13 protein-coding genes are annotated in these 14,727 nt (G+C 65.0%); 5 read left to right on the forward strand and 8 right to left on the reverse strand.

What is annotated here, in order from left to right:
• Positions 1-143: 143 nt before the first annotated feature.
• Together NP3_RS04980 and NP3_RS04985 are read left to right on the forward strand one after the other, a co-directional pair.
• Positions 144-1,286 carry an LLM class flavin-dependent oxidoreductase gene (locus NP3_RS04980; RefSeq protein ID WP_063038276.1) on the forward strand — a complete coding sequence of 381 codons (1,143 nt, stop codon included), beginning with the start codon at positions 144-146 and terminating at the stop codon, positions 1,284-1,286.
• A gap of 185 nt (positions 1,287-1,471) precedes the next feature.
• Positions 1,472-2,002: a TIGR03086 family metal-binding protein gene (locus NP3_RS04985; RefSeq protein ID WP_063038158.1), complete on the forward strand. Its 531-nt coding sequence runs from the start codon at positions 1,472-1,474 to the stop codon at positions 2,000-2,002.
• A 107-nt stretch (positions 2,003-2,109) separates the two neighbouring features.
• Here NP3_RS04985 and NP3_RS04990 read toward each other — a convergent pair whose 3' ends face one another.
• Entirely contained in the window at positions 2,110-3,504 is a 1,395-nt protein-coding gene (locus NP3_RS04990) for a lipase family protein (protein ID WP_063038159.1), read from the reverse strand.
• A 276-nt stretch (positions 3,505-3,780) separates the two neighbouring features.
• Here NP3_RS04990 and NP3_RS48910 point away from each other — a divergent pair, with 276 nt between their 5' ends.
• Positions 3,781-4,257, forward strand: a complete 477-nt coding sequence (locus NP3_RS48910; protein WP_063038161.1) for a GNAT family N-acetyltransferase — start codon at positions 3,781-3,783, stop codon at positions 4,255-4,257.
• Between the two features lie 230 nt (positions 4,258-4,487).
• Positions 4,488-6,128, forward strand: a complete 1,641-nt coding sequence (locus NP3_RS05000; protein WP_084508150.1) for a GMC oxidoreductase — start codon at positions 4,488-4,490, stop codon at positions 6,126-6,128.
• A gap of 25 nt (positions 6,129-6,153) precedes the next feature.
• On the opposite strand, the gene NP3_RS05005 is transcribed toward NP3_RS05000, so the two are convergent.
• From NP3_RS05005 to NP3_RS05030, 6 genes are all read right to left on the reverse strand, one after another.
• Entirely contained in the window at positions 6,154-6,474 is a 321-nt protein-coding gene (locus NP3_RS05005; protein ID WP_063038165.1) for a DUF3349 domain-containing protein, read from the reverse strand.
• An 8-nt stretch (positions 6,475-6,482) separates the two neighbouring features.
• Positions 6,483-6,791: a DUF3349 domain-containing protein gene (locus NP3_RS05010; RefSeq protein WP_063038167.1), complete on the reverse strand. Its 309-nt coding sequence runs from the start codon at positions 6,789-6,791 to the stop codon at positions 6,483-6,485.
• Between the two features lie 4 nt (positions 6,792-6,795).
• A complete protein-coding gene (locus NP3_RS05015) occupies positions 6,796-7,086 on the reverse strand; it encodes a hypothetical protein (protein ID WP_063038169.1) in 291 nt (96 codons plus the stop codon).
• Between the two features lie 13 nt (positions 7,087-7,099).
• Positions 7,100-8,290, reverse strand: a complete 1,191-nt coding sequence (locus NP3_RS05020) for an inorganic phosphate transporter (RefSeq protein WP_063038278.1) — start codon at positions 8,288-8,290, stop codon at positions 7,100-7,102.
• 293 nt (positions 8,291-8,583) lie between these two features.
• Positions 8,584-9,540, reverse strand: a complete 957-nt coding sequence (locus NP3_RS05025) for a trypsin-like peptidase domain-containing protein (protein ID WP_063038171.1) — start codon at positions 9,538-9,540, stop codon at positions 8,584-8,586.
• A gap of 26 nt (positions 9,541-9,566) precedes the next feature.
• Entirely contained in the window at positions 9,567-11,102 is a 1,536-nt protein-coding gene (locus tag NP3_RS05030; protein ID WP_063038173.1) for an MFS transporter, read from the reverse strand.
• Between the two features lie 174 nt (positions 11,103-11,276).
• On the opposite strand from NP3_RS05030, the gene NP3_RS05035 reads away from it, so the two are divergent.
• Complete coding sequence (locus NP3_RS05035; protein ID WP_245720816.1) at positions 11,277-12,035, forward strand: LmeA family phospholipid-binding protein; 759 nt, start codon at positions 11,277-11,279, stop codon at positions 12,033-12,035.
• Positions 12,036-12,070: 35 nt separating this feature from the next.
• On the opposite strand, the gene NP3_RS05040 is transcribed toward NP3_RS05035, so the two are convergent.
• Positions 12,071-14,671 carry a helix-turn-helix transcriptional regulator gene (locus NP3_RS05040; RefSeq protein WP_063038282.1) on the reverse strand — a complete coding sequence of 867 codons (2,601 nt, stop codon included), beginning with the start codon at positions 14,669-14,671 and terminating at the stop codon, positions 12,071-12,073.
• Between the last annotated feature and the right edge of the window lie 56 nt (positions 14,672-14,727).

Below are 14,727 nucleotides of genomic sequence, written 5' to 3' on the forward strand. Positions count from 1 at the left end.
GTTATCCGCACTGCGATCGAAACACGCTGGTAGGGGGTAAGAACCACGCAGATTTCAACCGGTGACAGCGCTCGGCGACGCTGGCAGCATCGCGGTCATCCGTGCTTGAAAACGGCATCCGAACCGGCGAGGAGCAGTTGTCGATGTCACTGTCGTTCCATTGGTTTCTGCCCACCTACGGCGATTCGCGTGGCCTGATCGCCGGTGGTCACGGCACTTCGATGTCCGGTGACCGACCGGCCTCGCTACGCTACCTCAACCAAATCGGCGCGGCAGCCGAGGACAACGGTTTCGAGGCGGTCCTCACCCCGACCGGCGCGTGGTGCGAGGATGCCTGGCTGACCACCGCCATGCTCGTCGAAACCACCGAAACGCTGAAGTTCCTGGTGGCGTTTCGCCCCGGACTGGTCAGCCCGACGCTGGCCGCGCAGATGGCCGGGACCTACCAGCGTCACTCCCGCGGGCGCCTGCTGCTGAATGTGGTAACCGGCGGCGAACCGCACGAACAACAGGCCTACGGCGATTTCCTCGATAAGGAACAGCGCTACGCCCGCACCGCCGAATTCCTGCACGTCGTGCGCGACCTGTGGGAGTCCCGCGAGCCGATCAGCTTCGAGGGCACCCACATTCAGATCCGCGATGCCCTGCTCAACAACCATCCGGACCCGATCCCACCGATCTTCTTCGGCGGCTCCTCCGGACCGGCCGGACCGGTCGCGGCCCGCTATGCCGACACCTACCTCACCTGGGGCGAACCACCCGCCGCGGTGGGCAAGAAACTCGACTGGATCCGCGCACTCGCCGCTGCCGAAGGCCGAGAACTCAGCTACGGCCTACGCATTCATGTCATCAGCCGCGACACCTCCGAAGCGGCCTGGGCCGTCGCCGATCGACTGCTGTCCGGCCTCGACCCCGCCGAAATCGCCCGCGTGCAAACCAGTCTCGCGCGCAGCGAATCCGAAGGCCAGCGCCGAATGCTGGATCTGCACGGCGGGCGCACCGATCGACTGGAGATCGCGCCGAACCTGTGGGCGGGCGTCGGTTTGGTCCGCGGCGGGGCGGGCACCGCATTGGTCGGCTCACACGAAGAGGTCGCCGACCGCCTGATCGAGTACGCCGACCTCGGCGTCACCCACTTCATCCTCTCCGGCTACCCACATATCGAAGAGGCCTACTGGTTCGGCGAGGGGGTACTGCCCATCCTGGAACGCCGCAGCCTGTGGACGCACCCCCACCGAACCGAACCCACGCCTGTAGCAACACCTTTCGCAACCGCCGCGCACTAGTCTTCCTGGTCGCCCGGTCGAACGCGAGCGGCGTCGCCAATAGTTGTATTTGTTGTCTCATAGTCGCTTTGGCCGACAGCTCAGTGGTCTGGGACCAGATTCGGCCCTCGTCAAAGTGTGACTGCTACGCTCCATGCCAGGTACCACGGAGCTGTCTCGGCCAATCGCATTGAGGACCAACCAAGATGGATGTCGCAGCACTATACATAGCGGCGGTCGATCGATTCGGCGTGGCATTGTCTGCCGTCAAGCCTGAGCAATGGGATGCCCCGACGCCGTGCACCGAATGGGACGTACGCGCGCTGGTCGACCATGTCATAAATAATCACCGCCGACTGGCCGCCATGGTAAGCATCACCCTGCCCGAAAACTCCGATCCAGTGACCGGCTGGCACGACCTCACCCCGATGCTGCGCGAAATATGGGACATCCCGGGTGTCCTGGACCGGCAAGCACCGAACAGCCAGCTGACCATCGGCAAGTACGCGTTGATGATGACAACTGATACCACCGCACATACCTGGGACCTGGCTCGCGCCATCGGCGTCGACGAGAACCTTGACGAGCAACTCGTCACCGCGCTGCTACCCGGCGCGCAGCAAACCCAGCCGATGCTCGCCGCCGCTGGCCTTGTCGGCCCCGGAATCGACGTACCTCCGCACTCCTCGCCGCAGATCCACCTGCTCGCATTGCTCGGCCGCGACGCTCGCCGCTAGCGCCCTCACCCGACAGGTCATTGTGGTAGCCGGTATCGACTTTCACCGCGTGGCGGGCTGCCTTGATGCTGCCGATGGCTCGGAACCGGATGTGTTCGTGCGGCAGTTCACCGATGCGCAACTGGTGGCGCGGGGCATTCGCTCGGGGCGGGCTCGCCCCGCAAACGTCCATCGATCCAGCCGATCTCCCCGGGAAAGCCGGTAACCAGGGCAATGACGTGCTCGCCGGGTTCGGTGCGGTGTACCGCGGGGACGCCGCGCGCGCATTGGGCGCGGTAGAGATCGTCGCCGTTTTGCTGCGGGATCCAGATGTCGCTGGCGGCGTGATAGATGTAGAGCGGCGCGCCCGACCTACGGTCGGACAGGCTGAGCCGCCCGAAGATCCGATCAGCGATATCGCTGGTCAGCGGATTGCTGATATTGGCAGCGGCATCGACGGGAATGCCGACCACGCCGAGCGGGCCATTGCTGTCACCGCAGGTGTCCTTGATAGGTGAGGTCGCCAACCACTGCGCCAAATGATTCATATAGCCGAGAATCGCCGGATGCTCCCGGCCCATCGCCAGCGCGACTATCAGCAGAATGCCGGATGCGGAGTTGCCGTTGAAGCGGCTGGCGACCATGCGATAGTCGGTCACGAGTCCACCCATGGCCGCCCCGACCACCGCACCGGACAGTTCCGGGGCGTACTCGTCGAGCAGCATCGCAGCCGCATACGATGCGATCGCGCCACCGGAATACCCGGTGATCGCGAAGCGGCTGCCCGTGAACTCTGTCGGCACCACATTGCGCACCGCGCGAATGGAATCCAGCACCAGGTGCCCGGCGACCTTCGGTTCGGCGTAGGCCATCCATGGCCCCTCGTGATCGGGAATCAGCACCGCATAGCCGCGGCTGAGGCCCCAGGCTGTGTTCGGCGGAAACAGATCCCCCGCATTGAACTTGCTGTGCAATCCGTGCGCCATCGCGTAGCTCGGCGTGCAGCTGAGCCCGAGCGAATTGATCGGCACCGCGTTCACCAGCACCGGCCGATCCCCCGGACCCGTCCATGCGGCGGCGGGAATCACCAAGGTCGCGGTGCCGAAGGATGGCACGCCGGAGGCGTCCGTCGTGCGGAACTTCAGCAGGATCGCACGCTGAATCGGCACGATCGCCAGCAGCGCAGAAGTCGCTGTCACATCTCGCGCCTCGACAATATCGCCGGGAGCGAGACGATCGAGCCCATCCGGCCACTCGTCGAACATCCGATCCCCCGATGGCGCGGACCGTACCGCTTGCCACAGCGCCGCCAGGTCCGCGGGCAACACACCCGACGGCGGTGACGCGGCGGGCGGGAACGATGGCGCGGGGATATGGGCATCGATCCACCGCTGCAGGTCGGACGGGCCGGGCGACACCGGCGCGACCGGGGTTTCGGCCGGGTCGGCATGTACAGGCACCGGCCCCATAAGCAGCGAGCAACCCACAATGCTCGCGACGACGACAGCTCGGAGACTCGACATCTGCCACCTCCCGAATTCGACACCGCCCGACGAAGGCCAGACTATGTCGCAGCGGAACAACACCTCGGATCTGTCTGGACTTGTCACGACTGCGCCCGCGCGACACGCTGGCGACACCCAAATTTCCGAAAATCATTGGCGCACAAGAAACCTCGAACGGACAACCGCCCCTGCCGCCGCAACCGGCCCCCGGCCGTTCTCACAGGCGCGGGTCAGCCGCGTATCGTTCTTGGTGCAGTGGTCCGCGATGACCTATGCCCCGGCACTAGGAAGCTCATGGACATCGTAAGAGCGCCGCAGCCGCAATACCGGCAGGCACGCTTCGCCGATATCGAAGATATCGCGGCCATCGAGGCCGAGGTATTCGCCGAGCCATATCTGTTTCTGATGCTGCGACAGCTGTATGACCTGCACGGATCCGACTGGCTGGTCGCCGAGCTGGACGGCAGGGTGATCGGCTACGCGCTGACACTGCACAAGGCGGGCCGGGCCCTCCTGTTCACGTTCGCGGTGCTCCGGCAACACCAGGGCAAAGGCTACGGTCGCGCCCTGCTCAACCACATGCTGCAGCAGTGCCGGGCGGATGGGGCCGACGTGGTCTACCTGACGGTGCGCCCGGACAACCAGCCTGCGGCGGCCTTGTTCAAGCAGGCCGGGTTCGAATTCGTCGAACATGACGACCAGTATTTCGGGCCAGGTGAACCACGCGGCATATTCGAGTACCGATTGCGGAGCCGACACCTGGACTCCTGAGCCGCGGAATCAGCTGTCCCGCGATTATTCGGCGGCACTTCCGATGCGATCGGTGCTGTGCTCGAACTTCATTGCACCCCAATGCCATTGATCCATCAATACTTCGGCGGAAGTGCTCCGTCCAGGTTTGACACATCAACATCGGAATTTGCTCAAATCTCAACTAGAACCTGTTACAGTCTGCCGACTCGAGGCACTCTCCTACGCCTCACATCGGAAGGTTTTCGCTCATGTACGACCGACGCCCCTCGGCCAACACCGGCGTTCGCCAAGGGATGAATCGCCGGAAATTCTTGGCGGGCACTGCAATTACGGCCGGGGCGATGGCGCTCAGCCCGGCCGCGTGGACCGCCAAGGCGTCGGCGGCACCCATCGGCAACGGAGATCACGTACCGAATCTGATCATCGGCAGCGGCTACGGCGGCGCGGTCGCCGCGTTGCGCTTGTGTCAGGCGGGCAAGCAGGTGGCGATGATCGAGATGGGCCAGAACTGGACCACACCCGGTTCGGACGGAAAAGTCTTCTGCACCATGCTCGATCCGGACGAGCGCTCGTATTGGTTCCGGACCAGAACCGAGCAGCCGGTCAACCATTTCGTCGGGGCCGATATCAACCGAGACATCAGCCCGAGCGACGCCGGTGTGCTCGATTCGGAGCATTTCGCGGCGACGCGGGTGTACCAGGGCCGCGGGGTGGGCGGCGGCTCGCTGGTCAACGGTGGTATGGCTCCACTGCCGAAACAGGACTACTTCCAACAGATTCTGCCGTCGGTCGACGCGACGACGATGTACTCCACCTACTTTCCCCGGGCGCAGGCCGCGCTCGGGGTCAACAATGTCGACTCGGCCTGGTTCGAATCCGCGGAATGCTACAAATACGCGCGGGTCAGTCGCACAACCGCCAATAACGCAGGCTACACAACGACATTCGTGCCCAATGTCTACGACTTCAGCTATATGCAGAAGGAGCAGGCGAATACCGTCACTCGCTCGGCGCTGGGCGGTGAGGTGATCTATGGCAACAACTACGGAAAGCGCTCACTCGACAAGACCTATCTGGCGGTGGCCGCCGCAACCGGCAACCTGAGCATCTCGCCACTGCACAAGGTCACCAGCGTGACACCGGCCGCGAGCGGCTACACGGTGGTCATCACGCAGATCGACGTACTCGGCAATACGGTGGCGACCAAGACGGTTACCGCGGACAAGGTCTTCTTCGCGGCGGGCAGCGTCGGCACGAGCAAGCTGCTCGTCACCATGAAGGCGCTGGGCAAGCTGCCCAACCTGGCCGACTCGGTCGGCGCGGGCTGGGGCAATAACGGCAATGTGATGGTCGGCCGGGCCGGACTGGATCTGACCGGCGCGCTCCAATCCGCGATTCCCTGCATGGGCATCGACAACTGGGCCGATGCGAATGGTCCGGTATTCGCCGAAATCGCCCCGTTCCCAACGAGTACCGAGAACGGCGTGAACCTCTATCTGGCGATCACCAAGAACCCCAACCGCGCCAAGTTCACCTACAACTCGTCCACCGGCGGGGTGGATCTATCCTGGCAGGCGTCATACACCCAACCCTCGATCGATGCGGCGAAACGCGTCTTCGATGCCATAAATTCCAAGGCGGGCACGATTTACCGGACCGATCTGTTCGGCGTCTACAAGGTCTGGGGCGACGATTTCGTCTACCACCCCCTCGGCGGCTGCGTACTCGGCCAGGCCACCGATAACTACGGCCGCCTCAACGGATACTCCGGGCTCTACGTCGTCGACGGATCGCTGATTCCGGGCAACACCGGCGTCAATCCCTTCCTGACGATTACCGGTCTCGCGGAACGCAATATCGAAAAGATCATCGCCACCGACCTGGCATGACACCGGCCGGTCCGTGCGGGGTCGGTCAGGCTTCTTCCCCGTCCGGATCGGGCCATGCGTCATCGATCGGCCAGCCCGCGGCCTGCAAATGCGCTCGGACGCGGGCGATATCGGATTCGAGTGGCATCTCATTGGTCAGTTTGGTGATGAGCACGCCGACATCGACCCGATCGGCCGGTATGGCGCCCTGCTCGATCAGCGCGTCCGCGACCTGCCGCACATCCGCTTCGGGCAGTCGCCGCGAGAGCAGGGCCAGCAACGGCACATAGTCCGGATCCGGCACGCCGTGCGGATATCCGGCACGCAGCCACGCGACGATTCTGGTGAGGAGATCGGATAGAGCCATAGGGGGTATCAGGCGTCGGAGGGGTGTGCCAGCGGCCACCCCACGGCGGCGAGCCGGGCCGCGACCCGATTCACATCATCCTCGCCCGGCTTCTCGTGCGCGAGTTTGCTGATCGCGTCCTGGACCTGCCCACGGTCGATCACGCCATCGGTATCCGCTGCGATCAATTGTTCGACAACCTCACCGACCTCGTCCTCGGTCAGCTTGCGGTGCAGCACGGCGAACAACGCGACGTAGTCCTCTGGTGGGACACCGTGCGGATACCCGGCACGCAGCCAGTTCAGAACCGATCCGAGGATGGATGCTTTGGATGTCATGAGTTCATTTCTTGGGAGGTTTGGCGCCGAACAGCTGGATGTCGAAGGTGTGGCTGATGAAATCCTTTGCGATATACAGGATTCCGAGGACCACCGCGACGATGACAATCGCGAAGCAGAGATACGCGACGACTTGCGCGACTTGGTTGCGCGCACCGGCGCCACCAGCGGTGGCGGGCTCCATCGACCAGAGCCGAATCCCGGTCGCGAAGATCACCGGTAATCCGGTCCCCAGCAGAACGGCGATCAGAGTCACCTCGCCCAGCGACTTGGCGATAGCGGTGAACGTATCCATGAATCCAACCTCCTCAGACCGACGCGCCGGCCTTGGTCTCGACGTTGGACGCAGGCGTGAGCCCACCTTCCCATTCGTCATTGACATTGCTGGTGTCGACCGGATCGCGCCGCGACCGCAGGTACATGTAGGCCGACATCGCGATCAGAATCGCGAAGTCGATGAGCACACCGCCCAGGCCGCCGACCAGATCGGCGATCCACCAGCACACCGCGCCGACCAGACCCGCGAGCGGGAGCGTGAACAGCCACGCGACAACCATCCGGCCCATAACACCCCAGCGCACCTCCGCGCCCGGCTTACCGAGCCCGGTACCGAGGATCGAACCGGTCGCGGTCTGCGTCGTCGAGAGCGGAAGTCCGAACTGTGCGGACGTGAGAATAATTGCGGCCGAGGATGATTCGGCCGCGAACCCCTGCGGCGGATCGAGCTCGACCAACCCCTTGCCGAGGGTGCGGATAATGCGCCAGCCGCCGAGGTAGGTGCCCGCGGCGATCGCGACCGCACAACAGATCTTGACCCACAGCGGAATCGAGTCGCTATTGGTGAACGTGCCGTGCGCGACGAGCGCCATGAAGATGACGCCCATGGTCTTCTGCGCATCATTCGTACCGTGTGCGAGCGAGACGAGCGCGGCGGATCCGATCTGGCCCCAACGGAACCCGTCGTTGACCTTCTTCTCGACCGATCGACGCGTCAGACGATAGACCAGGAAGGTGCCGAGCCCGGCCACGAGTGCGGCAACGAAGGGCGCCAACAGCGCGGGCACCAGGATCTTGCTGATCAGACCCGTCTTCTCGTTCCCGGTCCAGATCACCCCACTGGTGCCGAGCGCAGCCACCGCAGCACCGATGAGACCACCGAACAGCGCATGCGAGGAACTCGACGGAATACCGAACAGCCAGGTGAACAGATTCCATAGAATCCCGCCGACCAGACCGGCGAACACAATGTGCAGCAACTCCATGTGGTGCACATTGCCGATATTCAGCAGCCCACCCGACACCGTCTTGGCAACCTCGACCGACAGGAAGGCTCCGACCAGGTTGAGCACGGCCGACATACCAACCGCTACCCGCGGGCTCAGCGCACCGGTAGCGATCGAAGTCGCCATAGCATTGGCGGTATCGTGAAACCCGTTGGTGAAATCGAAGGCCAACGCGGTCACTATCACGATCAAAAGCACGATCAGTTCAGCGCTCACCCAGCCATTTTCATGCGCGCGCATCCCGTCTGCTACAGCGGGGCGATCTGTTCACCCACTATTTAGCCGACCACAAGAAGCCGGACAGGTACCACCACCGATCGGGCCGTCGGCGGGTGCGCGATCACGACGACGGGTTCACCTGCCTCGACGTGCCGGACGACAGGTGCCATGCGCCATCCTCGAAGCCACCGCTGCGCCGCCGCCCGGACAGGACTTCGCAGCGGCTGTCGTATACGACGCGGATCACATTGCGTCGCGGACCTTTTGCTTGATCATGACTACGAGCTCCCTCAGCGGTTCGGGTCGAATGGTTCGGTGCCGAGCACGAGTGCGAGTCCGGCAATGCCGGAATGTGTTCGGGCGTAAGTGAGTTCGTGGTTGATATCACCGATGTTGTTGACGATGGGCAACGCGAAGCCCAGCGTCGACAAGGTGCCGAGGGCGCGGCCCGCGCGATCGAGGAAGGCACTGCCGCTGTCGCCCGGAATCCCGGGAGTCGGGGAATTCAGTGCGTGGCTCCAGCCACCGTCGGCCGGATCGGCGGCCCGGCTGATGCCGGTCTGCGGGGACAGTCCGGCCAGTCCGCCACGCAGGCTCGAGTTGCCGTAGCTGTAGACACGATCGCCGGTGTTCGCGCCGCTGGTGTTGATATCGACGGGGCCACCCCAGTACGGCAGGCTCGGGTTGACCTCGGCCACATCCTCGGGAGCGAGCTTCACCAACGCGAAGTCGTTGTAGGCGCAGGTATTTCGGTCCCTTTCGCCTTCCGCCCGCATCGTCAGCCAACTGCTGTAGACCTGTTCACCGGTGGCGATCACCTCCCCCTTGGACATCGGTGTCCCGGCACGGTTGATGGTCACCGGTGTGCCCAGCGGCAGGCTGGCGGCGCTGCAGCCGTCGGTCTCGTTGCTTTCCCCGGTGCTCGCGCAGTGCGCGGCCTGGCCGAGATAGACATTGCCGGAATCGTCGACGAATACGTAGTTCGCGGTGCACTGCCCAGAGCCCTGCGTGTAGGTCTGCACCCCGGGCTTGATCGCGGCCGACGTGGCCGACGCCCATGGGTGCCCCGCCTTGTCGGCGGCGACGGTCATCCCCGCGGCACCGCCAACGGACGGCTGCGTCGATACCGGTGATGCGTTGTCATCACCGGATCCGCCGTCACATCCGGCGACCAGAAATGCGCCGGTGGCGACCAGAGCGACGGATGCGGGAATCGCGAATGCGCGGCGAATACTGAACGGTTGCAAGGGATACGGCTCCTTGTGTGGTGGGGTTACTGGGCGGGTGTCTGGTTGTGTGGCGCGTGCAGTGAGACGCCGAAGGCAGCGACGGCAACGATGACGCCGACCGCGATCAGCGATGCGGACAGACCGTCGATGAATGCCGACCGAACCGCCCCCGCCAGCGCCTCCCCTTGCGGACCGAGGCGGGTCGCCACCTGCAACCCCGCGGCCGCGGACGATTCGACCGCATGCGCGGCCTCGGGCGGAACCTGGTCGAGCGCTGGCAGCGATGATTTGTAGTGGCTGCTGAACACCGAACCCATCAGGGCAATCCCGACCGCCGCGCCGACTTCGCGCGTGGCGTCGTTCATCGCCGAGGCGACTCCCTGCTGGTCCGCGCGCAACGACCCGACGATGACCGCGGTGCCCGCCGCACTCGTCAGACCGATGCCGAGACCGGCGACGACGAGGCCGCCGAGAAAGGGCAAGTACCCGGAGTCGGCGTGCAGGAACGACAGCGCGAAAAGCCCGCCCGCGAGCAGCAAGAGCCCGACGCTCAACACGGCCTTGATGCCGACGCTCTTGGTCAGCCGCGGCGTGAGAGCACTGACCGGCATGACCACGACGGCGATCGGGATCAGCGCCACCGCACTCTTCAGAGCGCTGTAACCCAGGATCAACTGCAGGTATTGCAAGCCGACGAAGAAGAACCCGAATACCGCCATGAACTGGACCAGGATGGTGACCGCACCGGCACGGAAGCCGCGGATACCGAACAGTCGCGGGTCCAGCAGCGCATGGTGGTTGCGGAATCCGAGGAATGCGTAGATGGCCAGCGCGACAACGGAGACGACGAAGCTGCCGATCACCTTGCCACTGGTCCAACCGGCCTCGCTGCCCTCGATGATCCCGTATACCAGCGCGCCGATCGCGACCGCACTGGTCCACGCACCCGGATGGTCGAGTGGGCGGCGTTCTTCGTCACGCGTGTTCGGCGCCAACGCGATTGCCAGCAGGCCGCCGATCACCGCGACGGCGGCGCTGGCGACGAAAATCGAACGCCAACTCCATATTTCGAGCAGCCCACCGGCCGCGAGAAGCCCGATAATGGCACCGGCGGCGGCGAAACCGGACCACACCGCAACCCCACGGTCGCGCTGGGCGGGCGGAAAAGCCGCGGTGATCGTCGACAGTGTGCCAGGCATGATCATCGCCGCACCTATGCCCATGACGATGCGCCAGGCGATGAGCGTGCTGGTCGTATCGGCGAATGCCGCCGCAGCCGAGCCGAGAGCGAAGACCACGGTGCCTGCGATCAGGACATTGCGGCGGCCGAGCCGATCGCCGAGCGCACCGATCGGCAGCACCAACGCGGCCAGCGCGACGGTGTAGGCGTCGGCGATCCACGTCAGCGCGGTCGTCGAGGCCGACAGGTCCACCGCCAGCTCCGGCATCGCCAGGTTGACCGCCGAGACCGACGCGACCACGAGCACCAGGCACGTGCACATCGCCACGAGAATCCCGCCGGTTCCGGCGCGACCGGCCGCGACGGCAGCCGATTCACTGTCCAGTGCTGATCCACTCATCGTTACTCCTGGTAGACCGACCTTTCGGGCCGGTAATCGAGGTCGGTCGAAGCTTTGACTCTGCGTTGACGCATTGCCGCGGTTACCGCTGGAGGTGCGCCGCAACACGTCTATTGACGATATCGTCAGTCATGAGCACACTCTCAGTCAAGGGCGATGACGAAAACGTCATCAATGACCGTCACCACACTGGAGTCCCGCATGTTCCGTCGACGATCGACAGAAATCACCGAATCCGATCGGCCGACCGCGCCACGCCCGCGGAAGCTACGAACCGTCCTCGTGAGCCTCGGCGTCGTCACCGCGCTGACCGCGGCAGGCGTCGGGTCGGCCGAGATCTACTACCGGCACGAAACGCAACGCTGCGTCGCCGCACAGGTGGAAAACGACCTGGGCTCCGACGTCGCCGTGCATTTCGGCCCGAAACCGCTGCTGATCACCCGTTTCGACAACCGGATCCGCTACGTCATCGTCGACAGCGACGACGCCCGCTTCGGCCCCGCCGTCGACATGCGGGTGCACGCACGACTGAACGACATCGAACTCAGCGACGGCGGCCGCAGCGCCACCGTCGGCAACAGCACCGCCGATGCCACCTGGGGCAACGACGGCATCGCGAAAACGTTGCGCGGCTTGGTATCCGGAGTCACCTCGGACCCGAGCACCGGCACCATCGACGTCACCGCACTCGGCGGCCTGGCCCACCTCCAGCTACGTCCATCCATCGTCGACCACAAGATCCACATCGACACCGCCTCCACCCGCGGCATTCCAACCGACCTGACCGGAAACGTCATCGACATCATCACCGAAAGCCTGCAGAGCTACCCACTGAATCTGCGGGCCGACGAACTGAAAGTCACCGGAACCGGCATCACGGTCCACCTCACCGGCGGCCACACCACCTTGGAAGCAAGCTCGGGCAGCTGCTGATCATGTCCCGACCTGGCGCACCTGCACACATGTGGCTATCGTGTGACGTCGCCCCAGATCAGTTTGGCGAGTTGGTCGCGATCGGCGGCGTCGAGTTTGGTGCAGGCCCGGTAGATGTGGCCTTCGACGGTGCGTACCGAGACGAACAGCCGCTCGGCGATCTGGCGGTTGGACAGCCCGCGCGCGATGAGGGCGGTGATCTCACGTTCGCGGTCGGTGATCGGCAAGGGGTGGGCAGCGGATGCGATGGCGGGGGTGGTCGCTCCGTCGCACCGGGCGGCGAGGTCGAGGGCGCGGGCCGCGGCCTGGGCGCTGAGTCGGCGTTGGCCCGCATGGTCATGGATCGGAACCGCTTGCGCGGCGGCGTCGGCGGCTGCCAGTAGCAGTCCGGCGCTTTCGAATTCGACACTGACCGCGGAAAGCGCACGCGTGTCGGAGTTTTCGAAGGCGGCGGCGTGGCGGGCATAGATCGCCACTACCGGTCCCTGCACGCGGTCGGCCAGTGCGGCCAGCCGTGCGGCGAGGGTTCGGTCGCCGAATCGGGTGGCGTGGTGCAGGGCTTCGGCTTCCAATGCGTACTGGCCCGCGGTGTGGGCGATGGCTGCTGCCTGGCGGGCGAGTTCGACCGCGGAATGCTGACTGCCGGAGCCCGCCGCCAGCCATGCGCGGGCGATCATGCGTTGCGGTTCGTGCAGAGCCAAGTGCGGTCCGGTGTATTCCTCGGCCTCGCCGAGGACCCGTTCGGCTTGCTGGGAGTCGCCCAGCGCCGCATAGGCGCGGGCCAGAATCAGCTGCGCAGGCAATTTCCAGGGTAGTGAGGTTTCGGCGTTGAGTGCGGCGAGGGCTTGTTCGAATGAGGTGATCGCCTCGCGGAAGCGGCCACGGTAGGTGGCGACGACACCGCCCGCGATTTTGGCGATTGCCCAGCCGAGAAACTGTGCGGAGGAGGAGAACTCGCTATATTCGGCGGCCCGCTGCTCGGCGAGGTCGAGTTCGCCGATGATTGTCAGTGACAGTACATCGCCGTAGCGCACCATGACCCGGATCATGCCGTCGGTGTTCTTCTGCTGCGCCCGGCTGCGGGCCGCGATCGGTGCGAAGTCGGCGCCGCGCCCGGCGACCGGCATCGCCAGGCCGAGGGCGAACGCGGCCCAGTCGACAGCTTGTTTCGGCGAGCTCGCATCGGCGAGAACAGCTTCGGCGCCCTCGATGCCGACCGCGATTTTGTTCTCGTGTATCGCCATGGTGGCGTTCACGGCATCGATGATGAGGCGCAGCGCGGGATGCTCGACGCGGTCGCCGAGCAGATCCATTATTTCATGGCCGCGTTCGACATCGCCCACACACCAGAACAGCAGGCTGGCTCGCGGAACACCCCATTGGACGAGTTGAAGTTGATCGAGGCGGTCTGGATCGAAGTCGGCGAGGATCTTGTCGGCTTCCTGCGGTCGGCCCTGCCACAGCAGGGCGCGGGAAAGTACTTCGGCCGCGGGCAGCCCGCCGTCGCGTTCGCATGCGACACGCGCGAGGCGTTCGCCCAGCGGCAGATTGGACAGGGCGACAGCGTCTTTGGCGGCGGTGATCAACAGGTCGTTGTCGATGGACTGGGCGCTGTCGATGCACAGTTGTGCCAGTCTGATGCGATGGGCAGCGGTACTCAGATCCTGCTCGCGCAGCCGCTCGACGATGCGGCCGCGCCGCTTGCGTGCGGCGGCGGTGCCGATTCGGCGGCGCACCACGTCACCGAGCAGCGGATGGCTGAAGCAGGCGCTGACAGACCGGCCGTCGCGGCTGGTGCGTATCAAGCCGGAGATCTCGGCGGCGTCCACGGCGTCCTCGCCCACGAGGTCGGTGAGGACGTCGATGTCGAGTGGCTCATAGAGGGCCAGCATCTTCAGGGTCTCCAGGACCGGCTCGCCCACCCGGGCGAGCCTGCCGTCGAGCAGAGCCACCAGCCCGGCGGGCACCGCGGCGGGTCCGCGTAGTTGCCATACCCCGTTGACTTCGGTCAGGGTGCCCGCCTCGACCGCGCCTTCGACCATATTGCGCAGGAAGAGGGGGTTTCCGCCCGATGACTCCCACATGACGTCGGCGCTGAGGCCTTCCAGGGTGCCGCTCAGGACGGTCTCGACCAGAGCGACGCACTGCCGTTTGGTCAGTGGTTCCAGTTCGACGCGTTCGAGGTAGCCGTCCTTCCACAGGGAAGTGACCGCATCGGGGACGGGTTCACCGGAGCGGACGGTGGCCACGATAGGCGCGGCGCGGTCGACGGCGATCTGGTGCAGCAGGGTCGCGGAGAGCTGGTCGAGCAGGTACGCGTCGTCGACGCCGATCACGGTGTTTTGGTGGACGAGTAGGTTTTCCCTGGCCGAGCAGAGCAGTGCGATGGGATCGCGAGACGCGGTCGGGGCGACCCACGGCGCGAATACACCCAGCGGAATAGCCTGGGACGACTCGGTACAAGCCGCCCACCGGACGGGGGTGCCCAGTGCCGAGGTCACGAGTCGGGCGAGGGTGGTCTTGCCGACCCCGGCGGCACCGACGAGCACGACACCGCCGACATCGCCGCTCGTCAACGCCGTGCGAACGGCCTCGTATTCGACAGGACGATCGAGTAGTTGCCAGCGCTCCCCCATGAACAACAATTCTAGATCTTGCCCGCCGGTGCTGCGACGGGTTTTCGCTGGCGAGC

The sequence above is a fragment of the Nocardia pseudovaccinii NBRC 100343 genome, from assembly GCF_001613225.1.
Taxonomy (GTDB): Bacteria; Actinomycetota; Actinomycetes; order Mycobacteriales; family Mycobacteriaceae; genus Nocardia; species Nocardia pseudovaccinii.

Excerpts from the sequence above, each read along its gene's own strand:
- NP3_RS05005 (WP_063038165.1), bottom strand. The coding sequence starts at position 6,474 with ATGGCTCTATCCGATCTCCTCACCAGAATCGTCGCGTGGCTGCGTGCC.
- NP3_RS05030 (WP_063038173.1), bottom strand. The coding sequence starts at position 11,102 with ATGAGTGGATCAGCACTGGACAGTGAATCGGCTGCCGTCGCGGCCGGT.
- NP3_RS04980 (WP_063038276.1), top strand. The coding sequence starts at position 144 with ATGTCACTGTCGTTCCATTGGTTTCTGCCCACCTACGGCGATTCGCGT.
- NP3_RS04985 (WP_063038158.1), top strand. The coding sequence starts at position 1,472 with ATGGATGTCGCAGCACTATACATAGCGGCGGTCGATCGATTCGGCGTG.
- NP3_RS05035 (WP_245720816.1), top strand. The coding sequence starts at position 11,277 with ATGACCGTCACCACACTGGAGTCCCGCATGTTCCGTCGACGATCGACA.
- NP3_RS05010 (WP_063038167.1), bottom strand. The coding sequence starts at position 6,791 with ATGACATCCAAAGCATCCATCCTCGGATCGGTTCTGAACTGGCTGCGT.
- NP3_RS48910 (WP_063038161.1), top strand. The coding sequence starts at position 3,781 with ATGGACATCGTAAGAGCGCCGCAGCCGCAATACCGGCAGGCACGCTTC.
- NP3_RS05015 (WP_063038169.1), bottom strand. The coding sequence starts at position 7,086 with ATGGATACGTTCACCGCTATCGCCAAGTCGCTGGGCGAGGTGACTCTG.
- NP3_RS05000 (WP_084508150.1), top strand. The coding sequence starts at position 4,488 with ATGTACGACCGACGCCCCTCGGCCAACACCGGCGTTCGCCAAGGGATG.
- NP3_RS04990 (WP_063038159.1), bottom strand. The coding sequence starts at position 3,504 with ATGTCGAGTCTCCGAGCTGTCGTCGTCGCGAGCATTGTGGGTTGCTCG.
- NP3_RS05040 (WP_063038282.1), bottom strand. The coding sequence starts at position 14,671 with ATGGGGGAGCGCTGGCAACTACTCGATCGTCCTGTCGAATACGAGGCC.